Origin of the sequence: Campylobacter concisus (assembly GCF_003048405.1) — a bacterium.
GTDB classification, from domain to species: Bacteria; Campylobacterota; Campylobacteria; order Campylobacterales; family Campylobacteraceae; genus Campylobacter_A; species Campylobacter_A concisus_Q.
In genome coordinates this window covers 42,848-61,824 of the sequence record NZ_PIQS01000005.1, presented here as the reverse complement: position 1 = coordinate 61,824, position 18,977 = coordinate 42,848, and the positions used below count along the sequence as shown (strand labels likewise).

The window sequence follows — 18,977 nt, the reverse complement described above, 5'->3', positions numbered from 1 at the left end:
ACTACAAATTCTATAAATTTTAAAGCTCCCATTAAGATTTCATCAAGCACCTTATTAGCCAAAATTTTGTAAAATCCACTCATTAAAAAAGGATAAAAAATGAGTGAAAATTCTAGCTTTACACACCTACATTTACACACTGAATACTCCCTACTAGACGGAGCAAACAAGATAAAAGAGCTAGCTCACGTACTTCATGATAGAGGCGACACAGCAGCCGCGATTACTGATCACGGCAATATGTTTGGAGCGATAGATTTTTACAAGGCGATGAAAAAAGAGGGGATAAAACCGCTAATTGGCATCGAAGCTTACGTGCATAACGGCGAGCAGCTTGATGACAAGAGTACTAAACAGCGCTTTCACCTTATACTAATCGCCAAAAACGAGACTGGCTATAAAAATTTAATGTATCTTAGTTCTATGAGCTACATCGAGGGCTTTTACTACTATCCTCGTATCAATAAAAAAATTTTAAAAGAGCACAGCGAGGGCTTGGTTTGTAGCTCTGCTTGCTTGCAAGGCGAGGTGAGTTGGCATCTAAATTTAAGCGATCGTAACGTCAAATTTGGCGCAAAGGGCTACGAGAGAGCAAAAGAGGTCGCGCTTGAGTATAAAGAAATTTTTGGAGATGACTTTTACCTTGAGATCATGCGTCACGGCATCGGCGATCAAAAACGCATTGATGATGATATTTTGCGCATCGCCAAAGAGACTGGCATAAAGGTTATCGCTACAAACGATACCCACTACACTTTTAAAGAGCGAGCCGACGCTCATGAGGTTTTTATGTGTATCGCGATGAACAAAACTTTAGATGATCCAAACCGACTTCGCCACAGCGTCCATGAGTTTTTTGTAAAAAGCAAAGAGCAGATGAGTGAGCTATTTTTAGATATCCCTGAAGTGATAGAAAATACCCAAGAGATCGTGGATAAGTGCAACCTTGAGATCAAGCTTGGCAACCCAACTCCGCCAAATTTTAAATTTACACTTGAGTATGCTAAAGAGAGAAATTTAACACTTCCAGAGCCTGAAAATAGATATAGCTTTAAAAACGATGCTGTTTTTTTTGAGTATGAATGTAGAAAAGGGCTTGAAGAGAGGCTAAAATTTGTCCCTGAAAATTTACATGACGAATACAAAAAGCGCCTTGAGATAGAGATTGGCATCATAAATAAAATGAATTTTCCAGGCTACATGATGATCGTTTGGGACTTCATAAATGAGGCTAAAAGTAGAGGCGTGCCAGTTGGCCCAGGACGTGGTTCTGCGGCTGGTAGCTTGGTTGCTTACTCGCTAAAGATCACTGACCTTGATCCAATCCCATACAACCTACTTTTTGAGAGGTTTCTAAACCCAGAGCGTGTTAGCATGCCGGATATCGACGTAGATTTTTGTCAAAGTAGGCGTGGTGAGATCATCGACTATGTTACGCAAAAATACGGAAAATTTAACGTTGCTGGCGTTATTACCTTTGGTAAATTGCTTGCAAAAGGTGTCATTAGAGACGTTGCTAGAGTTTGTGATATGCCTTACGCCGAAGCCGATGCGATGGCAAAGCTAATACCTGATGAACTTGGTATTACGCTAAAAGATGCTTATGAAAAAGAGCCAAAGATAGCTGAGCTAATAAGTCAAAATCCAAAGGCAGCTAAAATTTGGAAATTTGCACTTGATCTTGAGGGGCTAAATAGAAACGCCGGCCAGCACGCAGCAGGTGTCGTTATCTCAAATGAGGAACTGTGGAACAAAACTCCGCTATTTCGTCAGCCAAATAGCCCAGAAGATCGATATGTTACGCAGTATAGCCTTAAATATCTTGAGGATGTGGATTTAATAAAATTTGACTTTCTTGGACTAAAAACACTAACGGTTATCGATAATGCCATAAAGCTGGTAAAACAACGAACTGGCAAGGACATCATTTGGGAGCAGATCGATAAAAACGATTCTAATGTTTATAAAATGATACAAAGCGGCCAAGCGATAGGAATTTTCCAAATCGAGGGTGAGGGCATGAGAAAGCTAGGAACTAGCTTGCGCCCAGACTGCTTTGAGGATATCGTCGCGATGCTAGCACTCTACCGCCCAGGACCGATGGAAAGTGGTATGCTTGATGACTTCGTCAAAAGAAAACATGGCGAGGCCGAGATAACCTACTCATTTAAAGAGCTTGAGTCAATCCTTGCGCCAACATATGGCGTAATCGTCTATCAAGAACAAGTTATGCAAATCGTTCAAGCCATAGGCGGCTTTAGCCTTGGCGGGGCGGACCTTGTACGCCGTGCGATGGGTAAAAAGATCAAAGAAGAGATGGATAGGCTAAAGGGTGAGTTTGTAAAAGGTGCTGAGGCAAAAGGGCTAAATGGACAAAAAGCAGACGATCTTTTCGAGCTAATTGTAAAATTTGCAGGATATGGCTTTAATAAATCTCACTCCGCAGCTTACGCCTACGTCACATTTCAGACGGCTTATCTTAAGGCCTATTACCCGGCTGAATTTATGGCCGCGCTTCTTACAAGTGAAGAGAGTAATGTCGATAAGATCGTTCGCTATATCGATGAGATAAAGCGTATAAATATCGATACTTTGCCGCCATCTATCAACAAATCAACTAAAGAATTTAGCGTCGTTAAAAATGGCGATCATGACGGCATTATCTTTGGGCTTGGTGCGATTAAAGGCGTTGGTGGAGCGGCTATTGAAAACATTATCACTGAGCGTGAAGCAAATGGCGAGTTTAAGAGTATGGACGACTTTGTCTCAAGGATCGATCCATTCAAAGTAAATAAAAAGGTCTTTGAAAGCCTTATAAAAGCTGGTTGCTTTGATGAGTTTGGCTTTAGTCGTAAGATGCTTATGCAAAATGTAGAAAATATCATAGAAGCTTGCAAAAGTGCTGCTCAGATCCGTAAAAATGCAGTTGAGAGCTTGTTTGGCGAAGATGAGAGTATGAACGATGTGAAGATAAATTTTGTCACGATAAATGATGAATTTGACATCAAACAAATTTTAAAATTTGAGCAAGAGAGCGTTGGTATCTACCTCTCAGGCCACCCGCTTGATGATTATAAAGACGAGATCAACAAGATAAAATACACTCTAAGTTCAGAATTTGAGAGCTTGCCACAAAGTGCTGAAATTTTAGTCGTTGGTAAGATCGAAGACTTTAGCACAAGGATAACCAAAAGTGGCAAGAAAATGGGCACTATAAATGTGCTTGATTTTCATGGAAATATCGAGATCGCAGTCTTTGAAAGAGAGCTTGGCAACATCGAAGATATAGTAAAAGATGAAGCAAAACGCGACCTGCCTTATGCTTTTAGGATAAATATCACAAAAGATGATCAATTTGTAAGGACAAATTTAAACGAGGTTTATAGCCTAGAAGATGCACAAAATTTAGACTTTAAGACAAGAAAGCTAAAACAAAACTCTAAATTTTCTAAAAATGAAGAAGCTAGCACGCCTCAAAGAGCAAGAGAATATGCTGAGCTAGAGGTGCTTTTATGCCTTAGTGAGCTTAGCAAAGATAAGATCACTAACCTTTATAATCTTGGCTATAACGAACATATAAAAAGTGGCACAAACAACGATAAGCGTCTTGTTATTAAGATAAAAAATGAAAGTACGGCTCAAATTTTTGTCTATAAGACAAAATTTGTTGTAAATGATAGCTTTAAAGAAAAAGCACTTCAAGCAATAGCTTGCTAAGGCCCGGAAAGCAATGTTTTTAGATAAGCTCGGCGTAGATAAAAGTAACTGGAGCGAGCTTTTTAGCGCATGTGTTGGCAAAGCGACATTACTTCAAAAACGTGCATTTAAGCTACTTGTTGAAGGTAGCAACTGGCAGGTTGATTTTGATAGTGGCAAAATTTACTTTAATGGGCGTGAGTTTGACATGCAGTTTATCGGCTCTGAAAGCTTCTCGTCAAATACGTGGCTTTGGGGTTATGAAAATATAAATGGCTTTGATGAGCGGTTACTTGAGCTTGCAAATAAAGCACGTGAGTTTGGCGAAAAATTTGGGCTTAGTGCATTTAGCACGCCACAATTTGAGCTAGATGAAAATTTCAATGGTCACACGATTAGTATGGTTCTTTGCGCCGCTTTTGATGAACAAAATTATTATAGGATAGAGTACGAGGGCGGAGCGGCGTATGTAGCATTTAGAGCGGATATGGTCTTTGAAGAGCCAGTGCTAGCAAATGAGCTTTTGAGCGTAGTAAATGAGTGTTTAAGCACTTACGAGCTAGATCACAAAATCCTTGTCAAAGGACTTTTGCTAAGCTGTGATATGAAATTTAGCGAAAGTCCTAATGAGATCTTAGCGAATAAAAACGAGCTTAGCTTTAAATTTGACGAGCTAAATAGGCTCGTAAATATTTCAAGTACGCTTTAAAATTTAATACTCTTTACCACATCAGCACCAAGTGCTAGCTTCATATGAAGAGAAAACATCTCGTGGTAAAAGTCACCATTGTGTCCTGGTATATCGTACGTTTGCGTAAGATCAAACGGCACGATAACTCTTGATTTTTTATTGTATTCATTGGCTCGTAGCTTAAGATAACTAACGCACTGATAAACACACATGTCAGTGCAATCTCCAGTAACAATAAAAGTGTCAATTTGTGGGTTTTGCTCTAAAAATTTCTCAAATTCTTTATTAAACGCAATGCTTAAAGAGTTTTTATAAAATGTCTTGAACTCTTTAAAAAAGCTTAGATCCTCTATCTCTTTTACAGTTTTTATCTCATTTGTATTGAGCATAGCGTGAGGTAAAAAGGTCTCAAATTCTTTTGAATCACTGGTGTGCCTATCTTCTATAAGGATAAAATTTCTAAAACCAAAATCTTTCCACGCTCTATCAAAAAGTGTCGCGATCCCTTTTGATAAGGCGGCCACTCTTTGACTAGCGAGCGCACCACTTCCAGCAAATGCTTCTATCATATCGATACAGATAAATGCAACGTTTTTTGCTCCATCGTTTGAAATTTCTCTTAAATCAAGCGTTTGAAGAGATTTTTTAAAAGCCTCAAGTTCGTTTTGTATGTTCATTCTTTCTCCTTTATTGGTAAATTTATGCAAAATGTTTTTGGATTTAGTGTGATCTCGATACTGCCTTTGTGAGCCTGCACTATCTGTAAGCAAAGGTGCAGCCCAAGGCCGTTTCCTTTTAGCTTGCTACTTTTAAATGGCTCAAAAACTATGGCTTTGTCTTTGATAGGCTCGCCACTATCGTAAACGATAAATTTATGCTCACTCGGTGTTTTTTCATAGCTTAAAATGATCTCTCCTTCATCATCATCGCTCTCTTCGATGGCATCAATAGCGTTAAATAAAATATTTTGAAAGACAATGGCTAGTAGATTAAGATCGCCCGTATATTTGCCATCTGGAAATTCTAGGCTAAATTTAATATCCTTTGAATAGTCGTAAAAATTTATAGCCTCTTCGCACTCTTTTTTAAGCTGCGAAAAGTCAAAAATTTGTGCATTTATGTTAAGGCCTTTTGTAAAAAGTAGAGTGGCTTTGATTATGCGTTCGACTCGCCATGTAGCTTTTTGTATTTGATTTACGATAGGCTTTGTGCGTTCATCAGCTCTTTTAAGTAGAGTTGAAGCTAAAAGCGAGATGGAGCCTACTGGATTTCTGATCTCGTGGGCTAGGTGAGCTGCTACTTGGCCCATAGAGGCAAGGCGCTCGGTGCGTTTTTCTACTGTTATGTTTGTTGCAGAGATTATTAGTTTATTGTCTTTAGAGCTTGTTTTAAAAAGATAAATTTGCCCATCTACATTTATCTCGCCCTCTTTTTTTGGTATCTCTTTAAAAATTTTACCAAGTCTTACTGCTTCTGAGTTTTGTAAAAAAATCTCATCATTTTCATCTAACACCCAGATAGCATTTGGCAGAATTTCTACAATATCTTTAATGAAATTTTGCAAGTTTGCGTAAGATGATGTTAAATTTTTATATTCGTTTTCTATCAGATAAGTCTGCTCTATCAGGCTTTTTAAGCCAGCTTGGATATCGTGTTCATTCATTTTAAAAGTTCCTCAAAATCGCTAATTTCATAAAGCCTTAGCCTTTCATCTTTTAAATTTCTTAGCTCACTACTAAATCCACTCTTTGAAAAAAGAGCAATAATATCTGGCTTGATATTTAGTTTTTCGCATTTTTTTAATAGTAAATTTAGCACGTTTTTACAAACCTTTCTCTCTTTGTATTTTGCCTCGCCGACTATGATCTTGCCGCCTATATTTAATAGCATATCAAGCTCTATATTCCTGCTCCAAAAGCTACTTAAAAATATGCCATTAATCAGAAATTTTTTTGCCATGAGTTCACCGCATAAAATTTCAAATCCAAGGCTTGCATATTCGTCAAATTCCTTTTTTATAATGGCTAAAATTTCATCATTTTTACCAGCTTTTAGCAAGCTTAAATTTGGCTCTATAAATCTAAACCAAAACCTTGAAAAATGGCTATTAAAATGTATTTTATCCTCAACTTTATAGCCCCTTTCTTCTTTTTTTAGCATTTGGTTTTTTGATCTTTTTGGCAGTACTTCTCTACTTTTTTCTAGCAGTAAAAAATTCTTTTCAAAAAGCTTTGCGTAGACTTTGCTAGCTAGGCTTTGAGGTAAAATTTTATTTACGCTAAATTTTTTTCTATCGCTTCGTGCGAGTTTTATGAGGGCAGATTTTATAGCATCGTTTGTATCGGATTCGAAGTAAAATTTTGGCATCAAGGCTAAGAAATTGTTTAAAATTTCAGCCTCGATCGCTTCAAAAACATCATAATATGAGTGCTTTAAATCAAACTCATCAAAGACGAGATGAAATTTAATAAGTTCATTTATATCAAGGTGTTTCATTCGCTCAAATGTTGATTTTAAAGCTTTTATATCGGCTCCTTTATTTGGGCATTGTAGTATATTTTAGCTAAAGTAATCTATAATGCTACGCAAAAAACAAGGGTTGTGATTTGGTAAATTTAGAGCATATTAGAGAAAATATAATTTTAAAAAATGGCATTTATTATTTTGATTTTACAGCTTCAGGGCTAGCTTATAAACCTATCGAAGATGAGATAGCAAAAATACTTCAAACATACGCAAATACACACTCTATCAGCTCATCAAATGCCTATAAAACCGCTCAAATTTATGAAGATTCAAGACGTGAGTTAAAAAGCTTACTAGGACTTGATGAGAGCTTTTATCTTTTTACTTGTGGCAATGGAGCTACCGGTGCGATAAAGAAATTTCAAGAAATTTTAGGAATTTATGCACCGCCAGCGTTAAAAAAAAGATATTCATTAAAAGCAGATGAAAATTCTCCGCTTGTGGTGCTTGGACCTTATGAACATCATTCAAATGAGATAAGCTTTAGGCAAGCACTTTGTGAGGTTGAGCGTATAAGGCTTGATAAAAACGGAGGGATCGACTTTAATCATTTGGAGCAAATTTTAAGGATAAATGTTGGTCGTGAGATCATCGCAACTTTTAGTGTGGCTTCAAATGTGACTGGGGTTTTGAGCGATTATAGAAAAATTTATACTCTTATAAAATCTTATGGCGGCATTGTGGCATTTGATGCTGCAAGTTTTAGTGCTTATGGAAATATTGATTGTGACTATTTTGATGCTCTTTTTTTATCGCCACATAAACTGCTTGGCGGAGTAGGAAGTTGTGGGCTTCTTGCTATAAAAAAGATACTCGCAAACTCAGATGAACCGACATTTGCTGGTGGTGGAACGGTAAGTTATGTTAGCAAAAACTATGCTATATTTGTAAAAGATAGTGAACAGCTAGAAGAGGCCGGCACTCCGCCTATTTTAGGACTCATAAGAGCAAATTTGGCTTATAGACTCAGAAATGAGATAGGATTTGAGGCAATATATGAAAACGAGAGCGAGCTTGGAGAGTATTTAGAGAAAAGACTAGCAGAAATTCCTGAGCTTACTTGCTATCATCCAAATAACATAAAGCGTTTGCCGATATTTTCTTTTAATGTGACTGGTGTTTCGCCTTATGAACTAGCTAAAGTTTTAAGCAAAGAATATGGCATTCAAACGCGTGCAGGATGTTCTTGTGCTGGGCCATATGGACATGATTTGCTTCATTTAAAGGAAGACGCACTCTTTACTCACAAGCCAGGCTGGGTCAGAGTCGGACTCCACTATACGCATACGCTAGAAGATGTGAATTATCTAGTGGACGCATTAAAAAATAGCATTAAAAAGTATTCAAGTAGTTGGAAGGTCGATGATCCTTTTAGTGTTAATGAAATTTCAGGTTGTATGGGAGATAGATGAAAAATATATTAATCATTGCAGGAAGTGACAGCGTTGGCGGTGCTGGTGTGCAGGCTGATATTAAGACATGCGATGCGTTTTCTTGCTACGCAGCGACGGCTATCACGGCTCTTACAGCACAAAATACAAATGGCGTTAGCAATATCTTTGCTACAAATGTTACAAATCTAAATGAACAAATCAAAATGGTAGATGAGGAGCTAAATATAGACGCTATCAAGGTTGGTATGCTTTTTAATAAAGAGCTTATATCTTGCGTTGGTTCTTGGCTTGAAAAATTTTATAAGCAAGGCATCAAAATAGTAATAGACCCAGTTTGCGTAGCAAAATCAGGCTCAAAACTTCTCGAAGATGACGCGATAGCAAGCTTAAAAGAACTTTTTAAATTTGCAGACATTATTACGCCAAATATCGATGAAGCCAAAGTTTTGGAGCTTGATATTAAAAATTTGCCTTGCGATATGATCTTAAAGCGAAGCATGGTTGCAGAAATTTGCGAAGATACTCTTTTTAAAAAGAATGGTGACGTGCTTAAATTTAAAGAGCCACTAATAAAACCAGAGATCGTGCATGGGGCTGGATGTAGCTTTGCGAGTGCACTGGCTTGCTTGCTAGCAAATGGATACACCAAAGAAGAGACCATAAAGCTAGCCAAAAAATACATTTTAAATGCTATTAAAAATGCAATTACGACAAAATTTGGCAAACGTCTACTAAATCATAAAGTTGGCATAAGTGATTGAAATTTACGCGATTAGCGACGATGTGTTGATGCCTGAAAATTTAGCCTTGCAATACACTAAAGAAATTTTAGAGTGTGGGGTGAAATTTTTTCAATTTCGCTCTAAAAAAATACCCAAAGATGAGAGGCTAGCTAGTGAAATTTTCAACCTATGCGAAAAATTTGGAGCCAGATTTATCGTAAATGATGATATTTTATTTGCTGCTCATATAGGGGCAAGGTCTGTGCATTTGGGAAAAGATGATGTGAGCATAAAAGAAGCATTTGAAATTTTAGGGGATGATGCTTACGTAGGAGTTAGCTGCTATGATAGCTTGGAGCTTGCCATTAGGGCAAAACAAAATGGTGCTAGCTACGTGGCTTTTGGAGCGATGTTTAAAAGCCCAACAAAACCAAATGCACCGCTTTGCAAGGCTCAAACTATATCGCAGGCAAAAGAAATGGGAATGAATGTGTGTGTCATAGGAGGCATAAACTCTAGCAACATTGCAAGTGTTGCTAAGGCAAAGCCAGACATGATCGCCTTAATATCCGCTATCTATAAAGATGGCACGATAAAGAAAAATATAGAAAATTTACAAAGAAAATTATTGCTTTAAAAGGCACTCGTTTTGCAAGCTTTTTATGAAAATTTAATTATAATCCCTGCTTTAAATAAAGGGAAAACATTGCTAAATATCGATGAAGTAAGAAAAAATATCATTTTAAAAGAGGGTCTTTACTATTTTGACTACACGGCTTCAGGTCTTGCTTATAAGCCCATTGAAGATGAAATTTTAAAATTTTTAAAAACCTACGCAAACACTCACTCAGATAGTAGTTCAAGCGCGGTATTAACGCAAAAATGCTATGAAAATGCAAGAGCTGAGCTAAAAAGCTTATTAGGCCTTGATGATAGTTTTTATCTTATTGCGACTGGTCAAGGAGCAACGGCTGCGATAAAGAAATTTCAGGAGATAATGGGAATTTATATCTCACCAGCTACAAGAGCTTTGATCGGCGAAGCAAATTTAAGAAAATTAAACTTGCCACTAGCGATCATTGGCCCTTATGAGCATCACTCTGTTGAAGTTAGCTTAAGAGAAGGGCTTTGTGATATAAAACGCATAGAGCTTGATGAAAATAATGAGATAGATTATGTGATGCTTGAGAATACATTAAAACAAAATGCAAAAAGAAAGATAATAGCTAGTTTTAGTGCTGCTTCAAACGTCACTGGCGTTAAAACCGATTATAAAAAAATTTATTCACTAATCAAAAAATACAATGGCATTTTAGCACTTGATGTGGCCACTCTTAGTGCTTATGAAAATGTTGATTGCAGATATTTTGACGCACTGTTTCTCTCGCCTCACAAACTACTTGGAGGAGTTGGGAGTTGTGGGCTTTTGGCTATCAAAAAAGAGCTTTGTAAAAATTTGCCTACATTTGCAGCTGGAGGCACAGTCAAGTACGTAAGCAGGACATCACATATTTTTACTAGTGAAGTTGAAAATTTAGAAGAGGGTGGCACGCCGCCGATAATGCAACTAATGCGTGCAAATTTAGCCTACAAACTAAGAAACGAAATCGGACTTAATAATATAAAAGTAGCTGAATGTGAGCTAGGTGAGATGTTTTGTAAAGAGCTAGAAAATATAGATGAGGTGATAAATTATTGCCCTGAAAATTTAGATAGATTGCCTATTTTTGCATTTAATGTAAAAGGTATTTCACCTTATGATTTTGCTGCTAGTTTAAGTAGCGAATTTGGCATCCAAACACGCGCAGGCTGTGATTGTGCTGGGCCGTATGGACATGATTTGCTTAATTTAAAAGATAATACCATTTTTGAAGCAAAACCTGGCTGGGTACGCGTTAGCATTCACTATACGCATACAAAAGAGGATATAAAATATCTTATAAATGCTATAAAGTCTTGCATCAAAAAACACAAAAAAAGATAGAGTAAAAACTGTATGTTTAATACTTGTGTAGAAAATTTTTAGAAGCGAATTTTTATAAAACTATAAGTTCTATCAAATCTAAAAGTTAGCAAATTTTGCAAAATTCCAAAAAGCACCATAAATGTAACAAAGCTACTTCCGCCGTAACTAAAAAATGGTAGCGGCACACCTACAACTGGTGCAAAACCTATCGTCATCGAGACATTTACACCCACATAAATGAAGATTAGTGCAGCAATCCCCGTGGTGGTAACTTGCGTAAAATAGTCATTTTTTAGGCCGTAATTTAAACTTAAAAGATGTGTTATAAGCGCTCCATAAAGTCCAAGCAAAAATAATCCACCATAAAAGCCAAAACGCTCGATATTGTAGGCAAAGATGAAGTCACTAGTGGCGATTGGCAAAAATTTAAAGTGTGTCTGCGTCGCTTCGTCCTTTGGCTTGCCCTTTAATCCGCCGCTACCTATGGCGATGATGCTTTGTTTGACGTGATAGCTTGGCTCTTCAGCGATAAAATCGTGAATCCTCTTTTTTTGATAGTCATGTAAATTTTCATACAAAACCGGCGCCAAAAAGCCTATCGCAAGGATGATAGTGATCCAAATTTTCTTATTTACGCCGATTACAAAAAGGATTGTGTAGCCAACTATCAAAAGTATGAGTGCAGTGCCAAGATCAGGCTCTTTCATGATGAGCACAAATGGCAAAAGTATATAAAAACTAAGTCTTAAAAAATCTTTTACTCCGTATCCATTAGCCTCTGGAGGACGCTGTTTAATGAGATAAGCTAACATCAGCAAAAAGGCTGGCTTCATCAGTTCTGATGGCTGAAGTGTGAAGTGAACGAAGGGAATTTCTAGCCAGCGCCTAGCTCCTAGTTTGCTAACGCCAAAGAGATCAACGCTTAAAAGTAGCACGATGCAGACCCAGTAAAACATCGGAATGATCCAGTCGATACGCCTAATGGGCAGTAAAAATGCTACACAAAATGATGCAAAACCTATGCCAAAATATATAAGTTGTTTGTTTGCTAAAATGTCGTTTGCCTCGGAAACCAGGATATATGAAATTATGATGATTGGGATTATTAAAAACGGCTGAATAAAATCAAAATGTGTTAAAATACGCCGATCTAGTTTTATCAAGAAGCAAACCTTAATTTTTGGGCTAGATTATATCACAAACAAGGCTTTGATTTTGGTTAAATTTAATGTTTTAAACAGCTCAAGACTCGATGTAGCAGTAGCGCAGGAGCTTCAAATTTCACGCAATCAAGCTTTAAATTTGATAAAAGATTCTCTCGTAAGCGTAAATTTAAAACCAGTCTCAAAACCAAGCTTTTTGTTAAGTGAAAACGATGAAATTTGCGTAAATTTTGCCCCAAAAAAAGAGATACAAAACGAGTATGAAGTAAATTTTGATATCCCTATTATCTACGAAGATGACGATCTCATAGTGCTTAATAAACCGCCTCAAATCGTTGTTCATCAAGCTCCAAGTGTAAAAGAGGCGACACTTGTTGAATGGCTAAATAAAAAGGGCTTTATGCTCTCAAATTTAAACGGCGACGTAAGAGCTGGCATCGTCCACCGCTTAGATAAGGGCACGAGTGGTGCTATCGTCGTTGCTAAAAACAACTTTGCCCACGCAAAACTTAGCGAGCAACTAAGCGATAAAAGCATGGGGCGAATTTATCTAGCGCTCACCGATCTGCCGCTAAAAGAGGATGTCATCATCGATAAGCCAATTGGCAGAAATCCAAACAATCGCCTAAAAAAAGCAATTGTCGCGGACGCTAAATTTGCAAAAAGTGCCTTTGTAAATTTACTAAGCGAAAATGGCATAAATTTAATAGCAGCAAAACTTTTTACAGGTAGGACTCATCAGATAAGAGTGCACCTATCTAGCATAAACCGCCATATTTTAGGCGATGATTTATACGGATTTAAGAGCCAAGGCGATAAAATAAGCAGGGTTATGCTTCACGCTTATATGCTTTATTTTATCCATCCAAGAACTGGCAAAAGGGTAGAATTTACCGCAAAAACGTATGATGACTTTAACCAGATAATTTACAAAAAAATTCCCAAGGAGATTTTTGATGAAAAAATTTGCCCTACGCATATTGACACCATTTTTAGCAGCTTTCTTAGCGGGATGCGGCTCTAGCGTACCGACTCAGCAAAGTATGTCACTACCTACGATTACAAGTTTAAAAACTATTTCAGACATGACTGAAGTTGGTTTTGAATGGAATCCAGTAACCGATGAAAGTGTTGTTGGATACTATCTCTACCGCTCAAATCCAAATGATGCAAACTCAAAAATGCAGCTAGTTGCAGACATCAAAGACCGCTTTGCAACGCACTACGTAGACCGCAACCTAGCACCTGAGACAACTTACTCATACCAAATGAGAACCTACTCAAGTAACGCCATCTCTCAACCGGGCACGATCGCAACAGCAACTACAAAGCCACTGCTTGACTCAGTACCATTTTCGCAAGCTATTACAGGGCTTCCAGGACGTGTGAAAGTAATCTGGAGACCGCATCCTGATAGCACCGTGGCAAGCTACATCATCCAAAGAAGTGATGCAGGAGCTAATAAATTTAGTCAGATCGCAGAGGTAAATGGCAGGCTAAATGCAGAGTATATCGATACTGACGTAAAAGCCGGAAGTTCTTATGAGTATAGAATTTTAGTAAAAACATCTTCAGGCGTTGTCTCAAAACCAAGCCAAAACATAAGTGCAACGACAAAGGAGTTACCCTAAATCAGTAACAAACCTTCAGGCAACAAAAAATGCACCAAAAAAGATAATTTTAACTTGGGATTATGCACCAGCTGAGGATTTTGCTTATTTTAAGGTTTATAGAACAGTGAGTAAAATTTTGCCTTACACATATCTGGCAAAAACGACTAGCAACACCTATGAGGATCTCATAAACACAAATGCGGCAACAAGGTATTACAGGGTCACAGCAGTCGATAAAGACGGCCTTGAGAGCTTAAAACAAGAAGAGCCGATTGTGGGCATAACGCTTGGTGCACCAAAGACTCCAAATATTAGCGCTAGCTACGATGGTAGCGGCGTAAATGTAAACTGGAGTGCAGTTGATAGAGCTAGTTCGTACACTGTTTATAGAAGTGGCGCAAGTGAGAAAATTTTTAGTGGCATAGATGGTACTGGACTTAGAGATGATAGCGTGCAAAAAGGAGCTAGCTATTCTTACAGCGTCGTAGCTATCGATGAGTACGGTATCGCCTCTGATAAGTCATCAAAAGCAGAAGTTAGCATAAAATAATGCCAAATTTCATCGCTTCGTCTTTAAAAGAGCTCTCGTTTCCATTTGGTAATGACAAAGTCAAATTTCTTTGGCAGGCAAATGGGCGAAACGAGAGGCTCATCTACACAAAAAATGAAGAAGAGAGCTTTTTTCTAGTCGTAAAACCCGGTAAAAGCGGCATCGTCGTAAAAGGTGAAAAGCTTACAAAGCCAGCCAAAGTTGGCCTTTTACAAGAGGCACTGGAGCTTTTTAAAGAGCAAAATTGCAATGATGTAATCAGTCAAGCATTTGCTGTAAAAAAGACAAATTTGACTAAAAAAGTGAGTGAAATTTTAAGCCTTGAAGAGTTTGTGCCAGCGTTTTGCGAGCTAAAAGATAAATTTAAAGAGATTTTCATCGAGATTGGCTTTGGCTCTGGCAGACACTTGCTTTATCAAGCTAAAAACAATCCAAATGCCCTAGTTATTGGAATAGAAGTCTATAAGCCAAGCATCGAGCAAGTAGCAAAGCTGGCCAAGGCAAATGACCTAGAAAATGTGCGTCTAATAAACACTGACGCCAGACTTTTACTCTCGCTTATTGGCTCAAATTTAGTCGATAGGGTATTTTTACATTTTCCAGTGCCATGGGATAAAGCAGAGCATAGACGCGTGGTCTCATCGGCATTTGCACTTGAATGCGAGAGGATACTAAAAGTAGGCGGTAAATTTGAGCTAAGGACTGATAGCAAGGAGTATTGCGACTTTAGCTTGAGTAAATTTTTAGAGCCTACAAACTCAAAGATAGAAGCTTTCAAAAATAGAAATTTAGAAGTAACTAGTAAGTACGAAGACCGCTGGAGACGTCAAGATAAGGATATTTACGATGTAGTTTATACTTGTGAGGTTGAAAGTGGCGAGAGTGTTTTAGCTGGAGATTTTAGCTTTAAAGAAAAGACAAGCGTAAAAAATATCATTAAAAATTTTAAAAATTTTATCATCAAAAAAGAAGATTATTTTTTACATTTCGAAGAAATTTATATCATAAATGAAGATGAAATTTTGCTAAAAGTTGCTTTTGGAGCATTTAATAAACCTGAGCAATGTTTTATCAAAATAAGCGATGAAAAAAGCGAATATTTTATAAAAAAACCGATCTTAATTCGTGAGAATTTAGCTGCACACGAGCTTTTGAAGGAGTATTTGGCTGATGCAAGAGATAATTAGTGCAAGAAATTTGAGCCTAGCTTATGAACGCGATGAAATCGTAATTAATAGCGTCAATTTAGATATTTATGCAAATGATTTTGTCTTTATCACAGGCAAGAGTGGAAGTGGAAAAAGCACGCTTTTAAAATCATTTTATGGAGAAATTTCACCTCTTGCTGGAGAGCTAAATGTCTGCATGACGCAAATGGACGACATCGATGATAAAAGACTTTGTGAGCTTAGGCAGCGAGTTGGCATTATATTTCAAAATTATCGCTTGATAAATGAATGGAATGTGGAAAGAAACGTCATGTTGCCCCTCATCATCAAAGGCATCAATCAAAATGTGAGCAAAAAGCAAGTGGCTAAACTTTTAAAACATGTAAATATGCTTCACAAGGCTGATAAATACCCTCGTGAGCTAAGTGGTGGTGAGCAGCAAAGAGTAGCGATGGCAAGGGCTCTAGCGCACAATCCAAATTTGCTCTTATGCGACGAGCCAACTGGAAATTTAGACGAATACTCAAGCGACGTCATCTGGTCACTTTTAAAATCAGCTAGGGAATTTTTAGGCACTAGCGTAGTTGTGGTGACGCATCATATCCCATCAACGCTTCGTATCCCATACCGCCACTTCGTAATAGAAAATGGAGGCGTGCATGAGATCGCTTAAAAATCATCTTGGATTCATCCTGCCGCTAATCGCACTTTTGTTTTCCGTGCAGTTTAGTCTAACTGCCGATAAGATTGTGAGAGATTATGAAAGACTCATGGGAAATGACTATAACATCGTCATAGTTTCAAGTAAAGAGCTTAGCGATACCATTTTAAAGCCAGTGGTTAGCACTCTATCTAGCCTCGAGCCACTAAGCCCACAAAAGATCATCGACCGCCTATCAAATGACATCTCTGCTAAAAATTTATCCATACTGCAAAATGCACTACCAAAATTTTACTCACTAAAACTTAGCGAATTTCCGACACCGCAGTACATGGATGAGCTAAAGCAAAAACTTTTAAAATTTGATGGCATCACAAAGGTTGAGACATTTTCAAAGACTCACGATAAGGTCTTTAAAATGCTAAATTTGGCAAAAAGCATATCGTATGCTTTTATGGTGATACTTTGTGTGGTTGGACTCATGCTCATGCTTAAGCAGGCTAAAATTTGGCTATTTGAGCATAGAGAGCGCATCGAGATTATGACGCTTTTTGGAGCACCTTTTTGGCTAAAATCAGCCATGCTTTATAAATCAGCTATGGTTGATAGTCTAGTTGCGACCACTGCAGTCGGTGCATTTTTCTTTTTCTTGCCTAGCATTGAAATTTTTAGAGAAAATGCCGCAAGTATCGATGTAGTATTGCCTAGCCTTGATCCTTCAAGGGATATTTTTATTTTATTTGGCGTGGCTATGTTTTTAAGCATTTTTGCTGTTAGTTTGGTGATGAGTAAGGCTAGAAAAAGCACGATATGAGAAAAGGAATTTTTACATTTTTGCTAGCTTTTAGCTTAGCTTTTGCATCAAACACCAAAGAGAAGATCAAAGACTCCAAAAACTCGCTAAGATCGAGTCAAGCGATGAGTGAGCAGCTTAGTAAAAAGCTAGATGATTTGGCTGGTGATATCGTAAATGGCGAGAAAAAACTTCGCGGTATAAGTGGCGATATCACAAATTTAAAGGGTCAAATTTCAGTCCTTGAGACAAATGCTTCAAAAGCACTTATCGAGCTTGATGATCTAACTAAGCAAAACAAAGAGCTAGAACGCACACAAAAAGAGCTTGAGCAAAATATGATAAGGATTATTGCAGAGGATTTGTCATTTGATCTTTTGATGTCTGCAACTGAGGGCAAGCAAAGCGAGGAGAGCATCATCTCATCTCAAATTTTAACCAAGCTAAATGCCATAGCAAAAGAGGATTTTAAAAGACTTAGCCAGAACTATGAAGATACGATCGAAAAGATAAAAAATAAATCAAACAAAATAACCGAGATAAACTCAAGCATCAAAAACTATAGACGCAAGCAAAGTGACTTACAAAATTTAGAAAGTACGCAAAAAAATACTATAAACGGACTAAAACGAGATAAAGAAATTTACAGCAAAAAGCTAGCCAAGCTTCAAGCCCAGCAAGATGAGCTAAGAAAGACGCTAGAACAGCTTGCTATCATGCAAAAACAAGAAGATGAAGCCGCACGTGCAGCTAGAGAAAAACAAGAAAAAGCAGCTGCAAGCAAAGGTGGCAAAAAAGGCGAAAAAAGCCAGCCAATGGGTGGAGGCTATCAAACAAGCTCAGTCAAAAAATATTCAGGTGCAAAGACAATCGCTCCTCTTGATAGCTACACTGTAAAGCAAAAATTTGGAAACTACGTAGATCCAATATATAACATAAAAATTTTTAACGAGTCAGTCACGCTTCGCTCAACCACGCCAGATGCCAAGGTCAAAAGCGTGCTAAATGGCAAAGTGGTATTTGCAAAAGCAACTCCAATGCTTGAAAATGTAGTCATTATAGAAAACGAAAATGGCATCCACACGATCTACGCTCACCTAAGTCAGATCGCACCGACGGTTAAAGTAGGCTCAGTCGTACAAAAAGGCTACGTTATAGGCCGAGTTAGAAACGATCTAACCTTTGAAGTGACGCAAAGAAACTACCATATCGATCCACTTGAGATTATCTCAAAATAGCCGCTTTGCAAGTACTATTAACTAAATTTAAAGCCTTTTTGGCTAAAATGCGTGAATTTTAAGGAGCAAGACAATGAGTAAAAGAAAACGCGTATTGGTTAAATTTTCAGGCGAAGCTTTAGCGGGAGAAAATGGTTTTGGCATAGATACGGCGGTGCTTAAATTTATAGCAAATGAGATAAAAGAGCTTGTCGAAAATGGTATCGAGGTTGGCATCGTTATCGGTGGTGGCAACATTATACGCGGTGTGAGTGCCGCAAAAGATGGCATCATCAAGCGAACAAGTGGCGATCACATGGGAATGCTAGCAACTGTTATAAATTCGATCGCGATGCGTGAAGCTTTAGAGAGAAGCGGGCTTGAAGTAAGAGTGCAAAGCGCGATCAAGATGGAGGCGATCTGTGAGACCTTCATCGTAGGACGTGCGCAGCGCCATTTGGAAAAAGGCAGAGTTGTTATATTTGCTGCAGGTACTGGCAATCCATTCTTTACAACTGATACAGCAGCAACTTTAAGAGCTATTGAGATTGGCTCAGATATGATCATAAAAGCGACAAAAGTTGATGGTGTTTATGATAAAGACCCTAAAAAATTCAAAGATGCAAAACTTTTAAAATCACTAAACTATGAAAAGGCAATGAGCGACGATATCAAGGTTATGGACGATACTGCCATAGCTTTAGCAAAAGATAACTCACTGCCGATTTTGGTTTGTAATATGTTTAAGGCTGGAAATTTATTAAAAATAATAAATGAAGAAGAAGCAGCCCTATACTCAGTAGTAAAATAAATTTT

The 18,977-nt window shown here is 37.7% G+C and carries 18 protein-coding genes; 14 read left to right on the top strand and 4 right to left on the bottom strand.

Annotated elements, in window-relative coordinates; genetic code table 11:
• The first annotated feature begins 99 nt into the window (after positions 1-99).
• Entirely contained in the window at positions 100-3,717 is a 3,618-nt protein-coding gene (gene dnaE, locus CVT18_RS08855; protein ID WP_103629460.1) for a DNA polymerase III subunit alpha, read from the top strand.
• Positions 3,718-3,730: 13 nt separating this feature from the next.
• Positions 3,731-4,405 carry a DUF6882 domain-containing protein gene (locus tag CVT18_RS08850; RefSeq protein ID WP_107824460.1) on the top strand — a complete coding sequence of 225 codons (675 nt, stop codon included), beginning with the start codon at positions 3,731-3,733 and terminating at the stop codon, positions 4,403-4,405.
• Here CVT18_RS08850 and CVT18_RS08845 read toward each other — a convergent pair.
• From CVT18_RS08845 to CVT18_RS08835, 3 genes are read right to left on the bottom strand one after another with little or no spacing between them, the layout of a single operon-like run.
• Positions 4,402-5,064, bottom strand: a complete 663-nt coding sequence (locus tag CVT18_RS08845) for a cysteine hydrolase family protein (RefSeq protein WP_103629461.1) — start codon at positions 5,062-5,064, stop codon at positions 4,402-4,404. The two genes, CVT18_RS08850 and CVT18_RS08845, sit on opposite strands and share 4 nt — an antisense overlap.
• A complete protein-coding gene (locus CVT18_RS08840) occupies positions 5,061-6,050 on the bottom strand; it encodes a sensor histidine kinase (protein ID WP_107824459.1) in 990 nt (329 codons plus the stop codon). The genes CVT18_RS08845 and CVT18_RS08840 overlap by 4 nt, the downstream gene beginning before the upstream one ends.
• Positions 6,047-6,883, bottom strand: coding sequence for a DUF234 domain-containing protein (locus CVT18_RS08835; RefSeq protein WP_107824458.1), 837 nt, complete (start codon positions 6,881-6,883; stop codon positions 6,047-6,049). Before CVT18_RS08835 ends, CVT18_RS08840 begins: the two co-directional genes overlap by 4 nt.
• A gap of 110 nt (positions 6,884-6,993) precedes the next feature.
• On the opposite strand from CVT18_RS08835, the gene CVT18_RS08830 reads away from it, so the two are divergent.
• The 4 genes from CVT18_RS08830 (at position 6,994) to CVT18_RS08815 (ending at position 11,013) form a co-directional block, all read left to right on the top strand.
• Entirely contained in the window at positions 6,994-8,325 is a 1,332-nt protein-coding gene (locus tag CVT18_RS08830) for an aminotransferase class V-fold PLP-dependent enzyme (protein ID WP_103629464.1), read from the top strand.
• Complete coding sequence (locus CVT18_RS08825; protein ID WP_103629465.1) at positions 8,322-9,068, top strand: hydroxymethylpyrimidine/phosphomethylpyrimidine kinase; 747 nt, start codon at positions 8,322-8,324, stop codon at positions 9,066-9,068. The genes CVT18_RS08830 and CVT18_RS08825 overlap by 4 nt, the downstream gene beginning before the upstream one ends.
• Positions 9,061-9,666 carry a thiamine phosphate synthase gene (gene thiE, locus CVT18_RS08820; RefSeq protein WP_103629466.1) on the top strand — a complete coding sequence of 202 codons (606 nt, stop codon included), beginning with the start codon at positions 9,061-9,063 and terminating at the stop codon, positions 9,664-9,666. Before CVT18_RS08825 ends, thiE begins: the two co-directional genes overlap by 8 nt.
• Positions 9,667-9,735: 69 nt before the next feature.
• Positions 9,736-11,013, top strand: coding sequence for an aminotransferase class V-fold PLP-dependent enzyme (locus tag CVT18_RS08815; RefSeq protein ID WP_103629496.1), 1,278 nt, complete (start codon positions 9,736-9,738; stop codon positions 11,011-11,013).
• Positions 11,014-11,051: 38 nt separating this feature from the next.
• On the opposite strand, the gene CVT18_RS08810 is transcribed toward CVT18_RS08815, so the two are convergent.
• Complete coding sequence (locus tag CVT18_RS08810; protein ID WP_107824457.1) at positions 11,052-12,158, bottom strand: FtsW/RodA/SpoVE family cell cycle protein; 1,107 nt, start codon at positions 12,156-12,158, stop codon at positions 11,052-11,054.
• Between the two features lie 52 nt (positions 12,159-12,210).
• On the opposite strand from CVT18_RS08810, the gene CVT18_RS08805 reads away from it, so the two are divergent.
• The 8 genes from CVT18_RS08805 to pyrH all read left to right on the top strand — a co-directional run bounded on the left by CVT18_RS08805 (position 12,211) and on the right by pyrH (position 18,972).
• Positions 12,211-13,182 (top strand): RluA family pseudouridine synthase, encoded by a 972-nt coding sequence (locus tag CVT18_RS08805; protein WP_103629468.1) that lies wholly within the window; start codon positions 12,211-12,213, stop codon positions 13,180-13,182.
• A complete protein-coding gene (locus tag CVT18_RS08800; RefSeq protein WP_178140330.1) occupies positions 13,115-13,789 on the top strand; it encodes a fibronectin type III domain-containing protein in 675 nt (224 codons plus the stop codon). The genes CVT18_RS08805 and CVT18_RS08800 overlap by 68 nt, the downstream gene beginning before the upstream one ends.
• Positions 13,764-14,321 carry a fibronectin type III domain-containing protein gene (locus tag CVT18_RS08795; protein ID WP_234410322.1) on the top strand — a complete coding sequence of 186 codons (558 nt, stop codon included), beginning with the start codon at positions 13,764-13,766 and terminating at the stop codon, positions 14,319-14,321. The genes CVT18_RS08800 and CVT18_RS08795 overlap by 26 nt, the downstream gene beginning before the upstream one ends.
• Positions 14,321-15,508, top strand: coding sequence for a tRNA (guanosine(46)-N7)-methyltransferase TrmB (trmB, locus tag CVT18_RS08790; protein ID WP_103629469.1), 1,188 nt, complete (start codon positions 14,321-14,323; stop codon positions 15,506-15,508). Before CVT18_RS08795 ends, trmB begins: the two co-directional genes overlap by 1 nt.
• A complete protein-coding gene (locus CVT18_RS08785; RefSeq protein WP_021091805.1) occupies positions 15,492-16,163 on the top strand; it encodes a cell division ATP-binding protein FtsE in 672 nt (223 codons plus the stop codon). The genes trmB and CVT18_RS08785 overlap by 17 nt, the downstream gene beginning before the upstream one ends.
• Positions 16,150-16,965, top strand: a complete 816-nt coding sequence (locus tag CVT18_RS08780) for an FtsX-like permease family protein (RefSeq protein WP_103629470.1) — start codon at positions 16,150-16,152, stop codon at positions 16,963-16,965. The genes CVT18_RS08785 and CVT18_RS08780 overlap by 14 nt, the downstream gene beginning before the upstream one ends.
• On the top strand, positions 16,962-18,182 hold the full coding sequence (locus tag CVT18_RS08775) for a murein hydrolase activator EnvC family protein (RefSeq protein WP_103629471.1): 1,221 nt from the start codon (positions 16,962-16,964) through the stop codon (positions 18,180-18,182). The genes CVT18_RS08780 and CVT18_RS08775 overlap by 4 nt, the downstream gene beginning before the upstream one ends.
• Positions 18,183-18,255: 73 nt before the next feature.
• A complete protein-coding gene (gene pyrH / locus CVT18_RS08770) occupies positions 18,256-18,972 on the top strand; it encodes a UMP kinase (protein ID WP_054196984.1) in 717 nt (238 codons plus the stop codon).
• Positions 18,973-18,977: the final 5 nt, after the last annotated feature.